The sequence below is a fragment of the Eikenella corrodens genome, from assembly GCF_900187105.1.
GTDB classification, from domain to species: domain Bacteria; phylum Pseudomonadota; class Gammaproteobacteria; order Burkholderiales; family Neisseriaceae; genus Eikenella; species Eikenella corrodens.
Map to the genome: position 1 here is coordinate 259,646 of NZ_LT906482.1, position 23,287 is coordinate 282,932.

A 23,287-nucleotide genomic window follows, 5' to 3' on the forward strand; every position below is an offset into this window, starting at 1 on the left:
GCAGAAACCCAGCCCATCCGCTATAATCAGCCACAGCCCATCTGTGCAGGAAACCATCATGCCTCAAACCATCGCCACCGTCAGCGAAATCCGCATTGCCCAGCCCAAACCCTTTGCCCGCGGCCAAATCAGCGGCATCGACAAACAGCCCGTAGCCGGCCCCATCGAAGCCACCCCCACCGGCCTAGTAGGCGACGGCGTGGGCGACCCGCGCTACCACGGCGGTGCCGACAAAGCCCTGCATTGCTACGCCCAACACCACTACGAACACTGGCAAGCCCAATTCCCCGGCAATCCGCACTTCCGCGCCGGCGGCTTTGGCGAAAACCTCTGCATCGAAGGCACAGACGAATGGCAAGTCTGCCTCGGCGACCAATGGCAAATCGGCAGCGCCCGCTTCGAAGTCAGCCAAGGCCGCCAGCCCTGCTGGAAACTCAACGAACGCTTCGGCGTGCCCGACATAGCCGCCCAAGTACAGCACAATCTGCGCTGCGGCTGGTATTTGCGCGTATTACAAAGCGGCCACATTCAAGCGGGCGACAGCGTGCACCTCCTCGCCCGCCCCTATGCCGAATGGCCGCTCAGCCGCATCCTCGAACTCATCGATAGCCGAAACTGCCAGCCTCAGGCCATGCGCGAAGTGCTGCAACTGCCCCTGCCCCCTTCCTGGCAGCATATGTTCCAACGCCGCCTCGACACCGGCGAATGCGAAGATTGGCAACGCCGCCTCTTCGGCTGAACCACCATTTCAACCCTACTAATACTTCGCTTCAACCGCATTAAAACCCTGCTTTCAGGTATAGCTGAATAATGATTTCTTCATACAGCTAGCCACAAACCGTATGGCAACGCAGTGAGCAACCGTTTTGAACTTCTTACCAATATGAGCAAAATCTTCTTTACCTCCGACCTCCACTTCTCCCACAAAAACATTGCCAAATTCTGCCCCCAGTTCCGCCGCTTCGCCAGTGTTGAAGAAATGGACGAACACCTTGTGGCCATGTGGAACCGCACCGTCTCCCCCGAAGATGAAGTGTACAACTTGGGCGACCTCAGCTTCTCACACGACCTCAAGCACATCACCCACCTGCTCTCCCGCCTCAACGGCCGCCACCACCTGATTTTCGGCAACCACGACGACCTCATCCAACGCCACATCAGCCGATTCTTTCAAACCACCAAAGCCGACGGCCACCCCCTGCTTGCCTCCGCCCAGCCCTATCTCAAACTCAAGCTACCCGAAATCAACAATACCCTGATTTTATTCCACTACCCCATCAACGAATGGGACGGCTGCCACAAAGGCTGGTATCACCTCTACGGCCATCTGCACGACCGCCTCGCCCCCCTCTCCGGCCGCGCCCTCAACGTCGGATTCGACCTGCACGGCCGATTTCTAAGCCCGCAAGACATCGACACCCTCCTGCGCCCCCTGCCCGCCGTGTCCCACTTCGGCGAAGCCGAACCCATGCCCGATACTCCCGATACCGCCAGCATCTGGGTGGAGCAGAAACTGGCCGAATTCAATCCCCGAGCAGCCGAATAGAGTTTTCAGGTAGCCTGCTCCACGAATGTAGAAACTGCCCGTAAGAGGCTACCTGAAAATATCAACACCTGGTAAAACCGACCTCACAGAAACAAAACCCTATGCCCAACGCCGACCTAATCCGTACTTTCGCCCAAACCTTCGGCTTGCCTTACACACCAGAACCGCAAAACCTGCCCGCCTTGGCCAACCACCGCCACCTGCATTTAGGCAAGCTGGCAGATTTCTACCACCATATGGATGGCACATGGCAGGGCGAAAATCCGCGTGCCGACTACTGGCTGGAAATGCAAACCTTATTCCTGCAATGGCTGCCTTATGCGGGTTTGCGCGAGATTTGGAACGATTGGGCGTTCGGCTGGAACAACAAGGCGAAACAATATTTGCCAACCGACGGCTGGCGAGAAGAATGGGCGGTATTTGGCAATATGTTTGACGACTCAATCCTATTTGCCGACACCGCCGCGCCCGGCAGCCCCGTTTATTGGCTGACGACCGGCTACAGCACCGTGGAAAACCGCCGCCTGATTGCGCCGTCGGTGGCAGCCTTAATACACACACTACTGGCCATACACCGCTTCGAACAAGAATGGCAGGCCGCCGGCGGGCTGTTTTATGATGAAGCAGAAGGCGGCAAACCCGAAGATTTGCTTACAGCCCTGCACGATTTGCTGCTCCACGAATTACCGCCGGAATGTGCGGTAGGATTTGAAGCGGCATTTTGGGGTTGAGGCGGCACGCACGCTTTACTTTTTCTGCTGCCAAACACCGGCACTCCATGCAGATGGAAGAGTTTGGCCGGTTCGGATGAAAAAAGGCTACCTGAAACTTTTCAGGTAGCCTTTAACACGAGCATTTCTTGCTACGCCAAGACAACTTTCATCCTGCCGCCAGTTAATCCAACAGCGCCATCAGTAACAGCATCAGCGCAATCAGTGCGAGCCACATATTCTGCCGCTGCTGGGTGCGCACCAGGTGCAGGTAGGCATCGCGCATTTCCTGTTGGCGGGCTTCATCCACTAGCATATTCAGTTTGCGCGGCAGGGCGGGCAGGATTTCCGCCCAGTCGGGGGCTTCCTGCTTCAGATTGCGCCACAAGGCTTTCACGCCAACCTGTTCGTTCATCCAACTCACCAAAAACGGCTTGGCCGTTTCCCATAAATCCAGCTGCGGATCCAGCTGGCGGCCCAATCCTTCGATGTTGAGCAGGGTTTTTTGCAGCAACACCAGCTGCGGCTGAATTTGCACGTTAAAGCGGCGGCTGGTTTCAAACAGGCGCATCAGCACGAGGCCGAAGGAGATTTCGGCCAACGGCTTGTTGAAAAACGGCTCGCACACGGCGCGCACGGCAGCTTCCAACTCTTCCGGCCGCGTATCTGCCGGCACCCAGCCGCTTTCAATATGCGCCGTGGCCACGCGGTGATAGTCGCGGTTGAAGAAGGCGAGGAAATTGATGGCGAGATAGCGTTTGTCGTAGTCCGTGAGGCTGCCCACAATGCCGAAATCCAGCGCGATATAGCGGCCTTCGTCGTCCACCAGTATATTGCCCGGGTGCATATCGGCGTGGAAAAAGCCGTGTTTGAACACTTGGGTGAAGAAGATTTCCACGCCGTAGCGCGCCAACCGTTTCAAATCCACGCCGCGCCGCTGCAGCTCGGCCACTTCGGCAATCGGCGTGCCGTCCATCCACTGCATGGTCATCACGCTTTCGCTGCAATAGTCGTAATATACCTTCGGCACGCGCAGCATGGTGCTGCCGCTGAAATTGCGCCCGATTTGGCTGGCATTGGCTGCTTCGCGCAGCAAATCAAGCTCGTCATGCAGATATTTGTCGAACTCGGCCACCACTTCGCGCGGGCGCAGGCGTTTGCCGTCGGGCAGCAGCTTTTCAATCAGCCGCGCGGCGGTGCGCATCAGGGCCAAATCCTGCTCGATCACCGGCTCCAGATTCGGCCGCAACACTTTCACCGCCACCGCCTCGCCGCCAAACAGCCGCGCGCGGTGCACCTGCGCCACCGAAGCCGCTGCCACCGGCTCGGCTTCAAACTCGGCATAGATTTCTTCCACCGGCCGCCCGAACGATGCTTCAATCTGCTGCCGCGCCAAATCCGCATCAAACGGCGGCACTTTGTCTTGCAGTCGGCTCAATTCCAGCGCATAGGCCGCCGGCAGCAAATCTGGCCGGGTGGAAAGCACCTGACCGAGCTTCACAAAAATCGGCCCCAAGCTCTCCAACGCCAAGCGCAGGCGCACCGGCAGCGGCGTATCCCGCATTTTGCCTGAGCGCGGCAATAGTTTGACAAACCAAGTGGTTTTGCCACGCGCAGCCAAAAGGTCGGCCAGCCCGAAGCGGTATACGGTTTTGAGGATGACGGCCAGGCGGCTCAGCCATTTCATAATAGAAGTCCGAAGGGGTGGAAAAGGAAGCGATTATAAAACAAAGCCTGCGGCAGGGGCAGCAGGCAGCGAATACGAAATGGAGCAGACAATTTTTCAGGTAGCCTTAGTCAGGCCTAAAGGCTACCTGAAAGCGAAACTTCATCGAAGTTCAAACACAAACTGCAATTAAAGTCGAAACGCCTACCCCACCTTCAAACCCTTGCCCGTGCGGTAAAACAGGCCGTTGCCCACATAATGCAGCGTTTTCAATTCGTCCGGCACGCTGTCGAACAGCCAGCGGCCATCGGCATACACACGGTCGTCCGCCCACACGGCAGCCACTTCGCCGATAAACAAATCATAAGTTTGCTGATTGTGCGGCTCGGGCAGCAGGCGGCAGATAAGGTAGGCGCCGCAACCTTGCACCAGCGGCACATCGAAGCCTTCCTGATAAAACAGTTCCACGCCGCAATCAGCTAACTTGACCGGATTATTTTTGCGGCTCTGACTGCCCACCGCCAGCACGGTTTCAGCCTGCTTGGCCAGCGGCACTTGCAGCGCAAACCAGCCGCTGTGCTCCAACAAGCCGCGCGTGAACGCGCCTTTGTCCAGCACCACCGTTACACGCGCGGGTGCATAATCCAGCGCACACGCCCAGGCGGCAGACATCACGTTTTCCACGCCGCCGGCCTTGGCGGACACCATCACCACGGGGCCGTGGTTGATTAAACGGGTGGCTTGGGAAAGTTCGAGGGCTTGGAGCATGGTTTTCCTTAAAAATAAATGAGTTGGTTTAAATCATAAAGTGTTATTTTACAGAAATTTATATTTTTCAGGTAGCCTCAGGCCGCCCGAAAGCCGATGCCGACCGTGCAACAATGGTTTAACAAAACCATGCATCCAGCTATAATTCATTAACAATCTGTAGAAGGACCATCGGAAATGTTCACCCCAAATCCGGACGAAATAGTGATTTACGGCGCCACCGCCGACGGCAAACCCTTCCGCCCCAGCGATTGGGCCGAGCGGCTGTGCGGCCTGCTCTCCTCTTTTGGCAAAGAACACCGCCTCTGCTACCACGAATGGGTGCGCCCGCTGCTCATCGGCAAAGTGCGCAGCATAACCGTGGGCAAAAGGCTGGAAACCATCAATCCGCCGATGTTCCAATTCTTAATGGATTTCGCCGCCACCAACGGCCTGCAAGTGCTGGATGAAGCCGGACTGAAGGAACTGCTGGGCGACGAAGTCAGCAACACCACGGCGTGAAGCAGCTTTGTTGCCGCTACACAAATCATCTTTAATCCAACTCTAGGATTGAATAAAACAAACACAAAACAGCATGCTATATGTTTCAGGTAGCCTACTTCAGGCTACCTGAAAGCCAATCTGCCCATCGGTTTAGGATAAAACCATGTCCATCCCCACCATCAATATGCTCAACTTCTGCCGCAGCGGCGAATTCGGCGGCCTGAAACTGGGGCAAACCAAAGCCCACTTGGCTGCCTATTTCCCGCCGCCCGACTCTGTCTATCCCGAAGAGCCGGATGCAGAATGCGTGATTTGGCGTTACGGCTCGATTGATTTAATCTTCCGGGGCGATGAATTAACCAATATTTATGCAGACGGTTTCCCTTGGGACAAGCTGGACGCGGGTAGCCATATCGCCATGCAACCTTGGATTTTCAAGCACCCGAAAAAGCTGCGCCTTGCCTTCGTTATCAAAAAACTCAATTTCCACGGCATCGATTTCAGAAAGAAAACTTTTGCCCTCAACACGCGCTTGTTGCTGGCAAGCGGCGTAGAGCTTTATTTTGAAAACCAGAGCACCCCAAACAACTGTGATGCCAACAAGTTTGTGCTCACTGCCTTCAACTTGGGAGCCACACCAAAAGATTGGGCAAACTAGTTTTCAGGTAGCCTTTTAAGGATTGAACCCAAGGCTAGCTGAAACGTTTGGGGTTAAGGCAAATGGCAGGTTCACCATCAACCAGAGAAAAAGCAGATTAGTGGAACCGCCACGACTTGAGCCTCAACCCAACAATTTTTCAGGTAGCCTTCCCACAGCAGAAAGGCTACCTGAAAACATAATCAGCCAAGTCAAACCCTACTTGGGCGTTTCGGCAATCTGGAACACTTGGCGCAAGTAGGCGAGGAAGGTATTGTTGTCGCTCATGGTTTTGCCGGGGCTGTCGGAGAGCTTAGCCACGGATTGGCCGTTGCACTCCACCAGCTTGAGCACGATGTTCAACGGCTTGTGCCCCATGTCGTTGGTGAGGTTGGTGCCGATGCCGAAGCTGGTTTTGAAGCGGTCTTTGAAGTATTGGTGCAGCGCCCAGGCCTTTTCCAAATCGAGGCCGTCGGAGAAGGTGAGCATTTTGGTGCGGCTGTCGATTTTGAGCTTCTGGTAGTGGGCGTAGGCTTTTTCGCCCCACACATAGGGGTCGCCGCTGTCGTGGCGCAGGCCGTCGAAGAGTTTGGCGAAATAAAGGTCGAAATCGCGCAGGAAGGCATCCATGCCCACCACGTCGGTGAGGGCGATGCCGAGGTCGCCGCGGTATTCGCGCACCCAGCTTTCCAGTGCGGCTTTTTGGAAATCGCGCAGGCGTACGTCTAGGGCTTGGAAGGCCTGCATAAATTCGTGCGCCACGGTGCCGATGGGGATGAGGCCGAGTTTTTTGGCCAGATAAACGTTGCTGGTGCCGCGCAGGCAGTCGGGCGCGGCTTGGTTGAGCGTGCGGACAACGTGCTCCTGCCAGGCGAGGTTGTAGCGGCGGCGTGTGCCGAAATCGGATACGAGGAAGGGCGGGTCTCCGGGCTCTTGGGCGGCGGCATAGCTGCGCAGCAGGTCGGCCTTGGCCTGCAGCCTGCGCTCGCCCTCGGCCAGCACTTCGGGGGTTTCGAGGCGGCGGAAGTAGAGCTCATTCACAATCGCCAACACGAAAATCTCGAAGAACATGGCTTGGATAATCGGCCCTTCCACGCGGATGCAGAGCCGGTTCTGCTCGTCCACGGTTACTTGGATGAAGCGGCGTTTGAGCTGGAACAGCTCCAAATAATCCACAAAATCGCTTTTAATAAAGCGCAGACTACGCAGGTAGTTGAGCTCATCAGGAGTGAAACGCAGAGTACACAGGGCATCGAGCTCGGCTTCCAGCTCGCTGCGGATCTCCACCAGCGGATACACGCATTCGTCTAGGTTGCGGCAGCGGAATTCATACACGCCGTGCGCCTGTGGGAATTGGTGCAATACCACTTGCAGCATGGTGAATTTATAGAGATCGGTGTCCAACAAGGATTGGATGATGTGGCGTTGCATAGCTGCTCCGTGAGGTGGGTAAACAGAAAAGCAGGGAAGGTTGTTTGGGCTTCATCAGGCGCCGGGGCTTTCAGGTAGTCTGAATGGCTGCTAAGTTTATGATTTTATTGCATTTAAACAAATTAAACCGAGCTGGCCGCGCATACGGCAGGCGGCGCAATCGGAATAATTGTGTGGCATTAAAACACGTTTTACCGCTTTCAGGTAGCCTGCTGCATCGGTCGGCAGCAGTTTCGGGTATCATGCCACCATTTATTGTCTTTACAACACGCAAACCTATTTTTCCCAACCATTACTATGAAGAAACTCGCATTACTTTGCCTTCTGGCCGCCGCCGGCACTGCCGCCGCCAACAACACCCCGCTGCCCGATTTCTCACCCGTGGCCGCAGGTCAGCATGTCGTTATCAACATCCCGCAGATGCGCCTTTTCCTGTATGAAAACGGCCAACTGAAAAACGTTTATCCCGTGGCGGTGGGCAAAAACCGCACCCGCACCCCGCTGGGCAACTACCACATCGGTTCCAAAGCCTACAATCCCACTTGGTCGATCCCCGCCAGTATCCGCCGCGAGCGCGCCGCCGCCGGCCTGCCTGAAATCAGCAGCATTCCGCCCGGCCCGAGCAACCCGCTGGGCCCGGTATTCGTGCGCTTGGGCCCGCCGCGCTTAGGCTTGGGCATCCACGGCACCAACGCCCCCGCCAGCGTACCCGGCATCCGCAGCCACGGCTGCGTGCGCATGCACAGCAACAATGCCCTGCAATTTGCCCGCAACGTGCGCACCGGCGCCAGCGCCGCCGTGATCTACCAGCTGGCCAGCCTCAATGCCGATACCAACAACCACCTCTGGCTTGCCGCCTATGCCGACCCCTATCAGCAGCGCAACTTGAACACCACCGCCCTGCGCCAAAGCATCGACGCCTGGTCGCAGGCCAACGGTCTCACCGCCAATCCCGCCCGCATCAACAGCGTTTTGCGCAGCCGCAACGGCCGCTTGGTGTGCATCACCTGCCAAAACGCCAACGCCCGCGTGCAAGGCAAATTGCAATCCGTGGCCTGGCAAAACGGCGCGGCCGAGCTGAGCCGCCCGCAAGCCGTGGATGCCTCCGAACCCCTGCAAGCAGACGAAATCCTGCCTGAAGGTAGCGCCGTGGAAGCGCTCACCGACGGTGCCGGCAGCACCGAAACCCCGATTCCCGCCAGCACCCGCCCTGCCCCGCGCCGCCGCACCGAGCCGCGCGAGCGGCCCCTGCCCGCCACGCCCGTGCAGCCGCAGGATATTCCGCTGTCGGACACCTTGCTGTAAGCCATATCGAAACCTGCCGTTTTTAAAGAGCGGCAGGTTTTTGGTTTCAGGTAGCCTTCAGCTGCTAAGAAGACTACCTGAAAATATTGGCCTCAACGTAAACCAAAACCACCACCTCCCCATCTATCCGACCCATCTCCCCAAGCCAAACCATTCATAACCAGCTATAATCTCGCCTACACACTTTTGGCAGCCGCACTCCAAAATCAAAGGCTACCTGAAAACCCGCTTCCAACGAAGCCACACCAACCCTTCCGTGCCTCCGCGCACCTGCTCGCTGCTCGGCTCAGGCAGCCTGATACAGAAAGACCACCATCATGAAACCCACCATCGCCCTAGTCGGCCGCCCCAATGTGGGCAAATCCACCCTATTCAACCGCCTCACGCGCACCAAAGACGCGCTGGTGCACGATCTGCCCGGCCTCACGCGCGACCGCCATTACGGCCACGGCAAAGTGGGTAGCAAGCCCTATCTCGTGGTGGACACCGGCGGCTTCGAACCTGTGGTGGACAGCGGCATCCTGCACGAAATGGCCAAGCAAACCCTGCAGGCCGTGGATGAAGCCGATGCCGTGATTTTCCTGGTGGACGCGCGCACCGGCCTCACGCCGCAAGACAAAATCATTGCCGACCGCCTGCGCCAATCGCCTCGCCCCGTGTATCTGGCCGTAAACAAAGGCGAGGGCGGCCGCCGCGATGTGCTGGCCGCCGAATTCTATGAGCTGGCGCTCGGCGAACCGCACGTGATTTCCGGTGCACACGGTGACGGCGTGTACTACCTGATGGAAGAAGTGCTGGAAAACTTCCCCGAAGCCACAGAAGAAGACAGCGAGGTCAAACACCCCGTGTTCGCCGTCATCGGTCGGCCAAATGTGGGCAAATCCACGCTGGTGAACGCCATTTTGGGCGAAGAGCGCGTGATTGCCTTCGATATGGCCGGCACCACCCGCGACAGCATCCATATCGACTTCGAACGCGACGGCAAGCCCTTCACCATCATCGACACCGCCGGCGTACGCCGCCGCGGCAAAGTGGAAGAAGCGGTGGAAAAATTCTCTGTGATCAAGGCTATGCAGGCGGTAGAAGCCTCCAATGTGGCCGTATTGGTGCTGGACGCGCAGCAAGACATTGCCGACCAAGACGCCACCATCGCCGGTTTCGCGCTGGAGGCCGGGCGCGCACTGGTGGTGGCGGTAAACAAATGGGACGGCATTTCCGAAGAGCGGCGCAACACGATTAAAAAAGACATCGAACACAAGCTGCACTTCCTTGATTTTGCCAAATTCCACTTCATTTCCGCCCTGAAAGAGCGCGGCATTGACGGCCTGTTTGCCAGCATCCAATCGGCCTACGACGCGGCCTTTATCAAAATGCCCACGCCCAAAATCACCCGCGTGCTGCAATCGGCCATCGAACGCCAGCAGCCCGCCCGCGCCGGTCTGGTGCGCCCGAAAATGCGCTATGCCCACCAAGGCGGCATGAACCCGCCCGTAATCGTGATTCACGGCAATTCGCTGCAACACGTGGCCGACAGCTACACCCGCTACCTCACGCAAACCTTCCGCAAAGCCTTCAACCTGCAAGGCACGCCGCTGCGCATCCAATACAATATTTCCGACAACCCCTACGAAGACACGGCGGAAAAAACCAAAAACAAACCCCTGCGCCGCACCACCCTGAGCAACCGCATCGCCAAACGCGATGAAAAAGCCCGCAGCAAAGCCAAAACCAAAAAACGCCAAGTGAGCGTGAAAAAACGGCAAGGCCAGTCTTAAAATTAAAAGGCTACCTGAAAACTTTCAGGTAGCCCCACCTAGAAACCAAACACTATGCCTACCCCGCAAAACATCATCGTCGGCCTGTCCGGCGGCGTCGATTCCTCTGTAACCGCCCACCTGCTCAAGCAGCAGGGACACCAAGTGCGCGGCGTGTTCATGCAAAACTGGGAAGACGACGACAACGACGAATACTGCAGCATCAAGCAGGATTCTTTCGACGCCATCGCCGTGGCCGACATCATCGGCATCGACATCGACATCGTCAATTTCGCCGCCCAATACAAAGACAAAGTATTCGCCTACTTCCTGCAGGAATACCAAGCCGGCCGCACGCCCAACCCCGATGTGCTGTGCAACGCCGAAATCAAATTCAAATGCTTTTTGGATTACGCCGTCGAGCAAGGCGCCGAAGCCATCGCCACCGGCCACTACGCCCGTAAAGAAGTGCACAGCGGCAAGCATTACCTGCTCAAAGGTCTGGATGCCAACAAAGACCAAAGCTACTTCCTCTACCGCCTCCAGCCCCATCAGCTCGAGCGCGCCCTCTTCCCGCTAGGCCACTTGGAAAAACCCGAAGTGCGCCGCATCGCCGCCGAAGCCGGCCTGCCCACCGCCGCCAAAAAAGACAGCACCGGCATCTGCTTCATCGGCGAGCGCCCCTTCCGCGAATTTCTGCAAAAATACCTGTCCACCTGCGAAGGCGATATGGTGACACCCGAAGGCAAAGTCGTGGGCAAGCACATCGGCCTGATGTTCTACACCCTCGGCCAGCGCAAAGGCTTAGGCATCGGCGGCGCAGGTGAGCCGTGGTTTGTAGCCGGCAAAGATTTGGCCGCTAACCGTTTAATCGTGGTGCAAGGCCACCAACACCCGATGTTATTTTCAGGTAGCCTCACCATGAGCCAATTAAGCTGGACACTGCCTGAAAACCCCGGCGAAGCACACGGCAGCCGCCCGCCCGAAGGCCGCTATACCTGCAAAACCCGCTACCGCATGGCCGATGCGCCCTGCCAACTGCGCTATTTAGGCGACGACTCTGCCGAGCTGGTATTCGATGCGCCGCAATGGGCAGTTACCCCCGGCCAATCCGCCGTGCTGTATGATGGCGACGTTTGTCTGGGCGGCGGCATTATCGACCAAGCCGGCGCAGGCGTTTAACCTATTTAAACCAAACATAAAACCCAGCAACACAAACCTTAAAGGCTACCTGAAAGCACGGCGCGGCAAGTTGCTGCGAAGCTGAATTTTCAGGTAGCCACTATCAGGAGACCAAATTGGAAAAAATCTGGCTGCAAAGTTATCAGGAAGGCGTACGCCCCGAAATCGACGTGCGCCGCTATAGCTCGATCTGCGAAGTATTCCACGAAACCGCCTACCTCTACGGCAAACGCTCCGGCTTTACCAACTTCGGCAAGGTGCAAACCTATGCCCAAACCGCGCGCCTGGCCGAGCAGTTCGCCTCCTATCTACAAAACGTGCTCAAGCTGGAAAAAGGCGCGCGCGTGGCCGTGATGCTGCCAAACCTGCTGCAATACCCCGTGGCCGTATTCGGCATTTTGCAGGCTGGCGGCATCGTGGTGAACGTCAACCCGCTCTACACCCCGCGCGAATTGCAACACCAGCTGAAAGACAGCGGCGCCACCACCATTCTGGTGTTGGAAAACTTTGCCCACACGCTGGCCGAAGTGGTGGCCGAAACCGATGTGAAACACATCATCCTCGCCTCGGTGGGCGATTTGCTCGGCTTCTTCAAAGGCGGCCTGATGAACCTGATTGTGCGCCACGTAAAAAAAATGGTGCCGCCTTATGAACTGCCCCACTTCGTGCGCTTCAACCACGCGCTCAAACAAGGCACGGCACACACCTTCCATCCCGTGCCGGTTACGCTGGAAGACACCGCCTTCCTGCAATACACCGGCGGCACCACCGGCGTATCCAAAGGCGCCGTCCTCTCGCACGGCAATATCTGCGCCAATATGCTGCAGGCCGAAGAGTGGATTCAATCCAACCTCACCGTCGAGGGAGAATTGGTGGTAACCGCGCTGCCGATGTACCACGTGTTCGCGCTCACGGTAAACCTGATGATCTTCACCCGCATCGGTGCGCAAAACCTGCTCATCACCAACCCGCGCGATATTAAATTCTTCATCAAAGAGCTGAAAAAATACCGCGTGAGCGTGCTGCCCGCCGTCAACACCCTATTTAACGCCCTGCTCCACCACCCCGACTTCCAAAGCATAGACTTCTCCAGCTGGAAGCTGTGTCTGGGCGGCGGCATGGCGGTGCAGGAAAACGTGGCCAAACAATGGAAAGCGCTCACCGGCCAGCCTATTGTGGAAGTGTACGGCCTCACCGAAGCCAGCCCCGGCGTGTGCGCCAACCCGCTGAATATCAGCGAATACAACGGTACCATCGGCCTACCCGTATCCAACACCGTGGTAGAAATCCGCGACAACGACGGCAACGAAGCGCCGCTGGGCGAAATCGGCGAATTGTGCATCCAAGGCCCGCAAATCATGCAGGGCTATTGGCAACACCCCGAAGAAACCGCCGCCGTGATGGACGAGCGCGGCTTCCTCGCCACCGGCGACATGGTGAAAATGGACGAAAAAGGCTTCATCAAGCTGGTGGATCGCAAAAAAGACATGATTGTGGTGTCCGGCTTCAATGTTTATCCGAACGAAGTGGAGGATGTTGTAACGAAGCACCCGATGGTGCTGGAAGCCGCCTGTATCGGCGTGCCCAGCAACAAAACCGGCGAAGCCCTGCGCCTGTTCGTGGTGAAAAAAGACCCGGCGCTCACCCGCGAAGAGCTCATCGCCTTCTGCCGCACCCAGCTCACCGCTTATAAAGTGCCGAAAGACATCCAGTTCCGCGAAGAGCTGCCAAAATCCAACGTGGGCAAAATCCTGCGCCGCGAGCTGCGGGAAGAAAAATAGCTGCTGGCAGCAAAGCAAAACATGGGCAGCCCGGTTGTACGCCGGCTGCCTATTTTTTTGCAAACTGGCGTAAAGTGAAATTAAGCTTCGGCAATTCTGCCAGACATAGAAAAGGCTACCTGAAACCACCATCGTGGTTTTTCAGGTAGCCTTTATTCATAAAAAGCTTATAAAAATAAACTGCTAAAACAATGCCAAGCAAAATGCCCCTGCTCTGCTATTTCAGCAACACCCTTCTGTGTAGTAAAATTAATTCTTATTTTGCTTACCATCTAGCCATAAGAAATCCTATGCCCGCCACCGCCTCCCCGCCCGCCATCCAAACCATCCGCTGGCCATCGAAAGAAGCCGCGCCGCAAGCCTTTCCCGAAAGGCAGGCGTTGATGCCGATTTGGGGCGGCGTGCCCGTGCCGATGCCGCAATGGCAGAAACTGTGGCAAAGCCAAATCGCCCATTCGCTCGACACCAACGGCCTGGCCTACCTCCACATCCCCTTCTGCGCCAACCACTGCGTGTTCTGCGGCTTTTATCGCAACGCCTGGAAAGAAGAACACGGCGGCGCATATGTGGACAAAGTCATCGAAGAGCTGGCCGCCGAAGCCGAACAACGCACCGGCAACGGCAAAATCCAAGCCGTGTATTTCGGCGGCGGCACGCCCACCGCGCTGGATACGCCCGACTTGGTGCGTCTCATCCGCGCCTGCTACCAATACCTGCCGCTGGCCGACGACTGCGAATTCACCCTCGAAGGCCGCATGAGCCATTTCGGGCTCGACAAAGCCCGCGCCGCCGTCGAAGCAGGCGTGAACCGCATTTCTATCGGCATTCAAACCTTCAACACCGCCATCCGCCGCCGCCTCGGGCGCAAACACAGCGGCGAAGAAGCCTATGGCTACCTGAAAGAACTGTGCGGCCTCGACGCCGTGATTGTGGCCGACCTGATTTTCGGCCTGCCCGGCCAAACCGACGACATCTGGGCGCACGATATCGAACGCGCCGCCGGCCTGCCACTGTCCGGCCTCGACACCTACGCCTTCAACTGCTACCCCTTCCTGCCCATCAACCGCATGATTGAAAAAGGTGCATTCCCGCCGCCGCTCGGCTTCGACGTGCAATCCCAACACTACGCCTACGCCGTGCGCGAACTCACTCGGCTCGGCTGGCAGCAAGTGAGCAACAACCATTTCGCCTACCCCGGCCGCGGCGAGCGCAACCGCTACAACACCCTCGTCAAATCCAATATGCCCTGCCTCGCCTTCGGCTCCGGCGCAGGCGGCAACTTCGGCGGCTTCAGCTACCAAGTGCAGAGCGACCTCAAAGGCTACCTGAAAGCCCCGCCGGGCCAAAAAGCCCTCTCCTTCATGAGCCGCCACGGCAAACACAAAACCCTGCTCGGCCAAGTGCAGCACGACATCGAACTCGGCCGCATCGACACCGCCCTGTTTGCCGACAACGCCGAAGCGCAAACCCTGCTGCGCCAATGGCGGCAAGCCGATCTGCTAACCATTCACGAGGACGGCCAAGCCATCCTCAACACCAGCGGCCGCTATTGGTCGCCCACCCTCACCCGTAAACTCATGATGTCCCTCCCACCTGACGAAAAGGAAAACACGATGCAAAAACTCTCCAGCGAACAACAAACCGTATTGCGCAACTCACTGGCCGAAAACCCCGGCCAAATCCTCGAAATGCTTGCCGGGCAACACCAATGCAGCTTTGAAGACGTCATCAACTGCCTGCCCGCCCAACTCATCAAAAAAACCGAAGGCAGCCGCTTTGTCGAAATCATGCAGGCGCTGGCCGGCTGGAACGAAGCCGTCACCTTCATCGCCCACACCCCCGACGTGATTGCCGAAGTGACCGGCAAAATCCCCAACGGCAAAGTCGGCCGCGGCTTCTACAACTTCGAACACGCCGAAGAAGGCGGCATCCACGGCCACATCTACTACGAAAACTGCGCCGCCATCTACCTGATCGAACGCCCCTTCATGGGCAAAGACACCGTGTCGCTCAACTTCGTGAACCGCAACGGCGGCGCCATGTTCAAAATCTTCGTCGGCCGCGACGAAGCCGGCGAACTCAAACAAAACCAAATCCAAGCCATGCGCGCCCTGTTCGCCTGAACCCGCGCCCAGCGCCCAAAGGCTACCTGAAAGCAGCCTGCACCCCAGAAATCAAAGTGCAGGCTGCCTGAAACATCAAAAGCAGCCTGAACATTTAACAAATATGGTTTCGGAGCACACCAGTAGCGGAAAAATAACCACCCAATCCCCTCTCTCGTGGGAGAGGGTTAGGGAGAGGGCAAAACCGCGCAACACAGCAACCCCCGTTTAAAACCGAACCCCGAAAACACCGCTTAAAGGCTACCTGAAAACCCAAAAAGCAGCCTGCATCCATTCAACCCCAAACAGGAGCACCCCCATGCTGATGATATTCGGCGCCAATTGCCCCAGCGGCCGCCAACTCATTCACCAATTAAGCCCCCTCGAACGCGAAACCGCCGTCGCCGCATTAAGGCTGCCCGAACAACAATCCGACGAATTTTTCGCCGACCACCACATCCGCACCACCGTTGCCGACGCACTTGACGCAGAAGCCGTCGCTCAAGCCGTGCAGCAATACCGGCCCGACACCGTCGTCAGCTTTGTCGGCGGCAAAAACGAACAAGGCATCCGCAGCGACGCCACCGGCAACCTGCACATCATCCGCACCCTCGAACAGCACGCCCCAAAAGCCCGCCTCATCCTCGTCACCAGCATGGGTTGCGGCGAACAATACGAGCTGATGAGCGATATGTTCAAACAAGCCCTGGGCGAAGCCGTGGCCGCCAAAACCGAAGCTGAAAACGCCCTGCGCCAAAGCCCCCTCGCCTGGACCATCCTGCGCCCCTGCGGCCTTGCCGACGGCGATGACACCGCCTACCAGCTGCACGAACAGCTCCCCGCCATCCCCCGCCAATACATGACCCGCACTGCCCTCGCCGCCGCAGTGCGCCAAATCATCGACGAAGACGGGCACGAGGGCAAAGCGTATTCGGTCACTTCTGAGTAGGATATTTCCGATAAGTACTCATAAAAATTAGGCAAACAATAAATTGTTTGCCTAATTTACGGTTTGAGCAGAGGACTACAGCATAATACCTATACCTAAATTTTCAGATAACCTACCACCCTCCACACTCCCAATACATTGTATGCTTAGTGACGGAAACTGCGGATTAAACCAGCCGCCCCACCAATTATACCGATAGTCGCAGCACCTGTTGTCAAGTTTTCACGTACTGCGTTATGAGCATTTGCACGTTTTTCACGTTCCAATGCCAATTCTTCCGAAACGTTCTGCCGCTGACGACGATGTTGGTCAAGCTGAGCACGGCTGATTTGTGCTGAATCACGGTTGCGACCAGCGTTAATAGCAACATTATCATCCCCGATCGCATAATTACCTACTGAACCACTAGAAGCACAACCAGTCAAAGCAATAATCAACGCCAAAGGTAATGCAAACTTTTTCATTTTTAAACTCCTAAAAGCATAAATAAAATAAACAAAACAGCATGATTACTAGTGGAAATGATAGTAGATATGCCTACTCCCTTGGTTGGCACGACGTCTAGCATTAGCCTCATCCATCAGCTCCTGCCGACGCTCATTACGTCGCTCTGCTCGTTCTGCACGCTCTGCCCGATCAACAGCCCTAGCATCGGCTGCTATCTCGGCAGGCGACCGAGTGTCAACAAACTTCTGCTCACCATAGGCACAGCCACCTAGCAACATAGCCGTCGTTACCATCAACAACAATTGACTTCTCATAACACTCCTCCTTGTGTTTAAACAGGCCTCTAAAACTAGAATGTTTACTTAACCTTACCTCTTGCTTACATTGTAAATTTGAATATCTATATTTGCCAAAACATTGATATTACTGCATGTAATACCTAATTTATCTAGTTTAATAATCCGCCTACAGTTACTGATCAAACACAGTTTACATACATATTTTTGAATATATCTTTACGATATAATCTTTTTCCTAAGATCCTGTATAACCATCTAACCCTTTGGATTTCCATATACCCAACAAGCTTAATAATCAAATACCTCTTCCATATTCTGATTACATTTAAAATCAACCAAACTCATTCAACAAAAAACAGAAAGTAAATTAGCACTTAAACATATATGCAACACCTAAACTTCAACTTTTCAAGTGACCTTCCCTTCTTAATGGCCACCTAAAAAACTGGCACCAAAGAACCTAAAATAACCCTTTTTTTTAAACCATTATTCCTTTCTAATAAACTTGCCAACTCAAAAAGGCTACCTGATTTTTTCAGGTAGCCTCATCCTGCAACAGCAGCCGTGCAATCCTCTCGTCTGCCGGCCAAGTCAATTTCAAATTGCGGCTGTCGCCCTGCACCAGCAGGGGCTGCAAACCCAGCCGCTCAACGGCGGAGGCCTCGTCGGTAATTTCTGCCGGATTGGCATCAGCCAGCGCCCGTTGCAGCAATGCGGCGGGGAATAACTGCGGGGTTTGTGCCTGCCACAAACCGCTTCGGCTCACTGTTTCGGCAATATGATTTTCGCCGTTGCCGCGCTTGAGCGTATCGGCCACGGGCAAAGCCAAAATGCCGCCAACCGAATGCTGCCCGGCTTCTTGCAACAGCCGCCACAAGGCTTCGGCCGGCAGGCAGCAGCGGGCGGCATCGTGCACCAGCACTTTGTCGTCCGGCCGAATCACGCCGTGTTTCAGCAGCGAATTCAGCCCGTTAAACACACTTTCAGCACGGCTCTCGCCGCCGCAATACAGCGTTCGCAGTTTGGCAGCCAAGTTTTCAGGTTGCCTCACTTCCTGTTCAAACCACGCATCATCCCGCGCCAACACCACGGCTACCTGAACAATCTGCGGCTCGGCCAACAGGCGGCGCAGGGTGTGCTCCAGCACGGTGCGGCCGGCTATCTGCACGTATTGTTTGGGCAGGGCGGCACCGAAGCGGCTGCCCACGCCGGCCGCGGGCACGAGGGCGAAATAGCGGCTCATGGCGTTTTCCGCCAGATGCTGCCGCCTTCGACTTTTTTGTCCAGTTCGTCCAGATAGGCTTCGTGAGCGGCATTCTCCTCGGCATTGGCGGCCAGCACTTTCAGCTGCGCTGGGCGCTCGGTAGGCGCGATTACCACGGCGGGCGCATCGGCTTCGGCGCTTTCTTCTTCGGCAAACTGGTCGGCCAAGCTGAATTGCGAGCGGGTCATGCCCAGATAAACTTCGCTCAGCAGTTCGCAGTCGATTAATGCGCCGTGGAATACGCGTTTGCTGCGATCGACTTCAAGGCGGGTACACAAGGCATCCAGCGAATTTTTCTGGCCGGGATACATGGCGCGCGCCATCACCAGCGTATCCACTACATTAGCAGTCAGCTCCTCCACACTCGGCAACCCGGCACGGCGGAATTCGGCGTTGAGAAAGCCCACATCGAACGGGGCGTTGTGGATAACCAGCTCGGTGCCGGCAATAAAGTCGGCGATCTGCTGCCCGATTTCGGCAAACTTGGGCTTTCCTTCGAGCTGGTCTAGCGTAATGCCGTGCACTTTGGCGGCTTCTTCTGGAATATCGCGTTCGGGATGGACGTATAAATGCAGATAGTTGCCGGTGAGGCGGCGGTCGATCATTTCCAGACCGGCAAATTCGATGAGGCGGTCGTCACGGTCGTAGTAGAAACCGGTAGTTTCTGTATCAAGAATGATTTGGCGCAAATGTTTCATCAGGGCAGAGCTTTATAATGTTGGCAAACGGTCGGCATCTTACCCCATAGCGGATTAACTTTGAATCAGGATTGGCAGTCGTGCCAACGATGCGTTGATTTAGAGTGAGCTGACGGAAAATGCTAGAGTAGCTATTGATAGGCAGATTTGGGTTTTATTACGTTGATTTAGCTTATCTTTCGAAAATTATAACATACCAAATTAACAAGATATTACATCATTTTAATATAATAAAAATAATTATCATTTGCTAATTCGGTTGTTTTTCGGTATGATGCATTCACGTTCGGCAAAGCAAGGTTGCTCTGCCTTGTGCCGAACCGCCAAATTTCAACATTCTGCCTGATGGCGGGATGCCCAATTTTGGTAGTGGTTTGTGTTCCTTTTGCGCCCCGCTTTTGTCGGGGCGATTTTTTATGCGCGGTTTTCACCAAACTATTACTCACGATGATACGGATGATTATGCAGAATCGACACCGCCCGATACAGCTGTTCGGTGAGCAACACGCGCACCATGCCGTGCGGCAGGGTAAGGCTGGAGAGGCGCAGCATCAGGCCGGCTTGTTGTTTGATGCGCTCGGTGAGCCCGTCTGCCCCGCCGATTACCATGTAAACATGCTGGCCGTTCTGCTGCCATTTTTTCAGGTAGCCTGCCAGCTCCTGCGAAGTGGGCGCAACACCGCGCTCGTCTAACACCACCAAAAACGCATCGGCCGGCATGGCTTCCAAGATGCGTTTTTCTTCCGCCGCCATGCCCTGCGCCGCATTCACGCCCGCGCCGCGCTTTTCCGGCTTGATTTCTTTCAAGGTGTATTTGATGTCGCGGCCGAAACGTTTGGCGTATTCCTTCACAGCTTCGTCCACCCAACCGGGCATTTTGTTGCCCACGGCCAATACGGTGATGTTCATGGTTTGCCTCGCTCCCGCCCTGCCCTGGCAGGATGGTTTTGTCTTTTCAATAACATTATTTTACAATGCGGCAGGCCGACTGATTCGGCTGGCCCGCAACGCTATTATTTTAAAACATTCAGCCGCCATCATTTAAACCAAATACACAGGCTACCTGAAAAACCAAAACGGGTTTTCAGGTAGCCCCAACACACCATGCGCCTACTGCCAAAATTCTCCCTGCCCGAACCCCTGCGCCGCTCGCGGACGCTGGCGTTTGCCCGTTTCCTCTATGCGCGCTTTTATGAAGTGAACATTCCGCAGGTATCGTCAAGCCTCACATTTACCACGCTGCTGGCCTTGGTGCCGCTGTTTACCGTGGTCGTGGTGGTGGTGTCCGCTTTTCCCGTGTTTGCCGATTTTTCTGCCCAATTTCACCGCTTGGTATCGGAAATCATGATGCCGGCCGGCGTGGCGGCAGTAAGCGACTATATTTTCCAATTCCGCGACCACGCCAGCCGCCTCACCGCTATCGGTATCGCCATGATGATCATCACCTCGCTAATGCTGGTGCACACCATAGAGCGCACATTCAACCAAATTTGGCGGGTGAAACGCCCGCGCAGCATCGTTACCCGCGTGCTGGTGTACTGGGCGCTGCTCAGCCTGGGGCCGCTGCTGGTGGGCGTGGGTATGTCGCTATGGGGCGTGGTGTGGCGGCGCACCCTGTTTTATCTGCACTACCCGCTGCTCGCCTCGCTGCTGCAATTCACGGTTGCCCTCACCGCCACCTGGAGCATGCTCTGCCTGCTCTACAAGCTCGTGCCCGCCCGCTATGTGCCCCTCCGCCACGCCCTGATCAGCGCTGCGTTGGCGGCCGTGTCTATCGAGCTGTTGCGGCGCGGCTTCGGTCTGTATGTGGCCAACTTCAACAGCTATCAGTTGGTGTACGGCACCTTTGCCGCCGTGCCAATGTTCCTGCTGTGGCTCAACTTAAACTGGATTGTCATCCTCAGCGGCGCGCTCCTGGCCGCCTCGCTTTCCTATTGGGAAGGCAATGCCTTCCGCCGCCAAGGCTGCCACGGCACGCGGTTTCACGATGCTTTAGGCATCCTCACCCTGCTCGCCCAAGCACAAAGCCAAGGCAAAAGCCTGAAAACCCAACAGTTCCGCCGCCACATCCAGCTGGGCTACGACGAACTGGGCGACCTGCTGGAACAACTCGCGCGACGCGGCTACATTGCGCAAAGCCTGCGCAACGGCTGGATGCTGAAAACCAGCCCCGAAGCCATCCGCGTGGCCGACTTATTCCAGCTGTTCGTGTATGGCAGCCATACCCACACTAACGATTCCATCGGCCGCACCGTGCAACAAATCATGACGCCCGCCATCACCGCCGCCGACATGACCATGGCCGAATTTATCCGGCTCAATCAACAGCAGGATAGTTAATACACAAGGCGTTGTTTTGCTTTTCAGGTAGCCTTTTACAAACGATAAAGGCTACCTGAAAATTATTCAGTAAAGGTATAAGCCGATACCATGTTCCGCCGCTATCCAGCGTTCATAACATTTTTCAGGTAGCCTTTACGCAAAGAACAGGCTACCTGAAGCCAAAATTCCCAATCAAACCCAGCCGTTTGCCGAGCCTGTGTCGGTTTCCAGCCGCACCCTAGTTCAATAACAAGTAAAAAACCGCAAAGCGGCACCCGCCCTGCCCTGCCTATCCATTAAAATAGCGCGCTTCTGATAGACCCGTTTGCCGCAACGGCATCCTGCCAAATCGTGTCCCCATCCGCCCTATTTTCCCGCCTGCCACGCCGTGCCCGCATCGCCCTTGTTGCGGCCGCTGCGCTGCTGGGCGTGTTCATTTTAATTGCCATCATCGCTGCCGCCTCGGCCAAGCCGGAAGGCGCGATGCAGAGCAAACGCATTGTGGAAAAACTCGCCACCGTGCGCGCCAAAGGCAAAACCCCGGCCACCGGCTACTGGAGCGATGAAGTCATCCAGCCCGGCGACTCCCTGCGCAACGTGTTGGAGCGTTTCAACCTTTCCGCCCAGCAAATTCAAGACATCACCCAAGCTGCCGCCTCAGAAGGCAAACAGCCCCACCTGCACCCCGACCAAACCGTCAGCCTCAGACTCGATGCCCAGCGCCGCCCCGTGCAGGTGCAGTTTTTCAACGACGACGACAACGGCGAAACCCAACTGGTTGATTTAGCCTATGCCGGCAACCGCTGGCAGGCCAAAACCGACGACGTGAAAACCACCACCCTGTCCACGCTCAAATCCGTTATCATCCGCTCCAGCGGCACCACCGCCGGCACCATGTCGCGTGCCGAAATTCCTGCCGAAGTCCGTGATTCACTGCGCGAACTGTTCAGCAACCGGCTTGATCTCTACAAACTCGAAGCCGGCGATACCGTGCGCATCCTTTATCAGGTAAACTACTTTCACGGTCAGCAAATTTCCATGGGCGACATCCTCGCCGTAGAAATCAGCCACCAAGGCAAGCTCTACCGCGCCTACTACTTCGGCGAAGACGGCAACGGCCGCTACTACGATGAACACGGCCAGCCGCTGAAGAAAGGTTTTGAAACACAGCCCGTGCCGGGCAGCCGCATCAGCTCGCCCTTTGGCGTGCGCGTCCACCCGATATTAGGCTATTTGCGCATGCACACCGGCATCGACTACGCCGCCCCCACCGGCACGCCGATTCACGCCCCGTCCGACGGCATTGTGGAATTCCGCGGCCCCAAAGGTGGCTACGGCAATACCGTGATCCTGCGCCACAGCGACAGTATGCAAACGCTCTACGGCCACATGAGCGCGTTTTCCGCCAATGCCGCCCCCGGCCAGCGCGTACGCGCCGGCGACATCATCGGCTTCATCGGCACCACCGGCCGCAGCACCGGCCCGCACCTGCACTACGAAGTGCGCCTCAACGGCGTGCCGGTCAACCCCGCCGGTGTCGCCCTGCCCGCCAAACGGCTCACCACTGCCGAGCTGGCCGAATTCCGCCGCCAGCAGCAAACTGTGGAACAAAAACTCGCCCAACTGCGCGGCATCGGCAAAACCGTCGCCCAGCTGGATTGATGGGCGGTTGATTTAACGATAAGAAACCAAGAAACTGATTTTCAGGTAGCCTCAAAGCAGCGATTTTGTGGCAATATATTGCCTGATTGCCGCAACAATAAAAGACTACCTGAAACCTCGGCTTTACCACATAAAAGCAATAAACCAGTTTCGCCAAGAAACTACCGCATCCAACAGCACACCCAACAACATTCCCGCCAAAGCGGCACAACAACATCATGCCGCAGCGGCCAGTAGTAAACATAAAGCAGAAGCCCAAGGGCTACCTGAAACCAAACCAC

General features: G+C 56.2%; 19 protein-coding genes and 1 pseudogene. 13 read left to right on the plus strand and 7 right to left on the minus strand.

Annotated features, from left to right (window positions below; translation table 11 throughout):
• Nucleotides 1-58 precede the first annotated feature (58 nt).
• From CKV94_RS01345 to CKV94_RS01355, 3 genes are all read left to right on the plus strand, one after another.
• Entirely contained in the window at nucleotides 59-739 is a 681-nt protein-coding gene (locus tag CKV94_RS01345) for an MOSC domain-containing protein (RefSeq protein WP_035580162.1), read from the plus strand.
• 144 nt (nucleotides 740-883) lie between these two features.
• Nucleotides 884-1,546: a metallophosphoesterase gene (locus CKV94_RS01350; RefSeq protein WP_003823266.1), complete on the plus strand. Its 663-nt coding sequence runs from the start codon at nucleotides 884-886 to the stop codon at nucleotides 1,544-1,546.
• Between the two features lie 101 nt (nucleotides 1,547-1,647).
• Nucleotides 1,648-2,277: a hypothetical protein gene (locus CKV94_RS01355; RefSeq protein WP_003823268.1), complete on the plus strand. Its 630-nt coding sequence runs from the start codon at nucleotides 1,648-1,650 to the stop codon at nucleotides 2,275-2,277.
• A gap of 163 nt (nucleotides 2,278-2,440) precedes the next feature.
• Here the strand turns inward: CKV94_RS01355 and ubiB are convergent, their stop codons facing one another.
• Nucleotides 2,441-3,943, minus strand: a complete 1,503-nt coding sequence (gene ubiB / locus CKV94_RS01360) for a ubiquinone biosynthesis regulatory protein kinase UbiB (protein WP_003823269.1) — start codon at nucleotides 3,941-3,943, stop codon at nucleotides 2,441-2,443.
• Nucleotides 3,944-4,126: 183 nt separating this feature from the next.
• The gene (locus tag CKV94_RS01365) at nucleotides 4,127-4,690 is read right to left on the minus strand and encodes a flavin reductase family protein (RefSeq protein ID WP_003823271.1); all 564 of its coding nucleotides are present in this window, start codon (nucleotides 4,688-4,690) and stop codon (nucleotides 4,127-4,129) included.
• Nucleotides 4,691-4,867: 177 nt separating this feature from the next.
• Here CKV94_RS01365 and CKV94_RS01370 point away from each other — a divergent pair.
• Both CKV94_RS01370 and CKV94_RS01375 read left to right on the plus strand, forming a co-directional pair.
• Nucleotides 4,868-5,155, plus strand: a pseudogene (locus tag CKV94_RS01370) (DUF3579 domain-containing protein); the annotation flags it as partial.
• Between the two features lie 181 nt (nucleotides 5,156-5,336).
• Nucleotides 5,337-5,831 carry a hypothetical protein gene (locus tag CKV94_RS01375; RefSeq protein WP_003823273.1) on the plus strand — a complete coding sequence of 165 codons (495 nt, stop codon included), beginning with the start codon at nucleotides 5,337-5,339 and terminating at the stop codon, nucleotides 5,829-5,831.
• A gap of 198 nt (nucleotides 5,832-6,029) precedes the next feature.
• On the opposite strand, the gene pncB is transcribed toward CKV94_RS01375, so the two are convergent.
• Nucleotides 6,030-7,241 carry a nicotinate phosphoribosyltransferase gene (pncB, locus tag CKV94_RS01380; protein ID WP_003823275.1) on the minus strand — a complete coding sequence of 404 codons (1,212 nt, stop codon included), beginning with the start codon at nucleotides 7,239-7,241 and terminating at the stop codon, nucleotides 6,030-6,032.
• Nucleotides 7,242-7,538: 297 nt separating this feature from the next.
• On the opposite strand from pncB, the gene CKV94_RS01385 reads away from it, so the two are divergent.
• The 6 genes from CKV94_RS01385 (at nucleotide 7,539) to CKV94_RS01410 (ending at nucleotide 16,314) form a co-directional block, all read left to right on the plus strand.
• Complete coding sequence (locus CKV94_RS01385; protein ID WP_064086482.1) at nucleotides 7,539-8,546, plus strand: L,D-transpeptidase; 1,008 nt, start codon at nucleotides 7,539-7,541, stop codon at nucleotides 8,544-8,546.
• Nucleotides 8,547-8,863: 317 nt separating this feature from the next.
• A complete protein-coding gene (gene der / locus CKV94_RS01390) occupies nucleotides 8,864-10,321 on the plus strand; it encodes a ribosome biogenesis GTPase Der (RefSeq protein WP_003823281.1) in 1,458 nt (485 codons plus the stop codon).
• A 54-nt stretch (nucleotides 10,322-10,375) separates the two neighbouring features.
• Nucleotides 10,376-11,482, plus strand: a complete 1,107-nt coding sequence (gene mnmA / locus CKV94_RS01395; protein ID WP_003823282.1) for a tRNA 2-thiouridine(34) synthase MnmA — start codon at nucleotides 10,376-10,378, stop codon at nucleotides 11,480-11,482.
• A 116-nt stretch (nucleotides 11,483-11,598) separates the two neighbouring features.
• Nucleotides 11,599-13,263, plus strand: coding sequence for an AMP-binding protein (locus CKV94_RS01400; RefSeq protein WP_003823283.1), 1,665 nt, complete (start codon nucleotides 11,599-11,601; stop codon nucleotides 13,261-13,263).
• A gap of 290 nt (nucleotides 13,264-13,553) precedes the next feature.
• Entirely contained in the window at nucleotides 13,554-15,386 is a 1,833-nt protein-coding gene (gene hutW, locus CKV94_RS01405) for a heme anaerobic degradation radical SAM methyltransferase ChuW/HutW (RefSeq protein ID WP_003823284.1), read from the plus strand.
• Nucleotides 15,387-15,684: 298 nt separating this feature from the next.
• Nucleotides 15,685-16,314: an NAD(P)-dependent oxidoreductase gene (locus CKV94_RS01410; protein ID WP_003823286.1), complete on the plus strand. Its 630-nt coding sequence runs from the start codon at nucleotides 15,685-15,687 to the stop codon at nucleotides 16,312-16,314.
• A 146-nt stretch (nucleotides 16,315-16,460) separates the two neighbouring features.
• On the opposite strand, the gene CKV94_RS01415 is transcribed toward CKV94_RS01410, so the two are convergent.
• The 4 genes from CKV94_RS01415 to rlmH all read right to left on the minus strand — a co-directional run bounded on the left by CKV94_RS01415 (nucleotide 16,461) and on the right by rlmH (nucleotide 19,931).
• Nucleotides 16,461-16,778 carry an NGK_0946 family protein gene (locus CKV94_RS01415; protein WP_080543234.1) on the minus strand — a complete coding sequence of 106 codons (318 nt, stop codon included), beginning with the start codon at nucleotides 16,776-16,778 and terminating at the stop codon, nucleotides 16,461-16,463.
• An 817-nt stretch (nucleotides 16,779-17,595) separates the two neighbouring features.
• The gene (gene ispD / locus CKV94_RS01425; protein WP_003823290.1) at nucleotides 17,596-18,303 is read right to left on the minus strand and encodes a 2-C-methyl-D-erythritol 4-phosphate cytidylyltransferase; all 708 of its coding nucleotides are present in this window, start codon (nucleotides 18,301-18,303) and stop codon (nucleotides 17,596-17,598) included.
• Entirely contained in the window at nucleotides 18,300-19,022 is a 723-nt protein-coding gene (gene dnaQ, locus CKV94_RS01430) for a DNA polymerase III subunit epsilon (RefSeq protein ID WP_003823291.1), read from the minus strand. The genes ispD and dnaQ overlap by 4 nt, the downstream gene beginning before the upstream one ends.
• A gap of 438 nt (nucleotides 19,023-19,460) precedes the next feature.
• The gene (rlmH, locus tag CKV94_RS01435; RefSeq protein WP_003823293.1) at nucleotides 19,461-19,931 is read right to left on the minus strand and encodes a 23S rRNA (pseudouridine(1915)-N(3))-methyltransferase RlmH; all 471 of its coding nucleotides are present in this window, start codon (nucleotides 19,929-19,931) and stop codon (nucleotides 19,461-19,463) included.
• A 195-nt stretch (nucleotides 19,932-20,126) separates the two neighbouring features.
• Between rlmH and CKV94_RS01440 the strand changes: the two genes are divergently transcribed.
• Nucleotides 20,127-21,362, plus strand: a complete 1,236-nt coding sequence (locus tag CKV94_RS01440; RefSeq protein WP_003823295.1) for a YihY family inner membrane protein — start codon at nucleotides 20,127-20,129, stop codon at nucleotides 21,360-21,362.
• 333 nt (nucleotides 21,363-21,695) lie between these two features.
• The gene (locus CKV94_RS01445) at nucleotides 21,696-23,006 is read left to right on the plus strand and encodes a M23 family metallopeptidase (protein WP_003823297.1); all 1,311 of its coding nucleotides are present in this window, start codon (nucleotides 21,696-21,698) and stop codon (nucleotides 23,004-23,006) included.
• Nucleotides 23,007-23,287 lie beyond the last annotated feature (281 nt).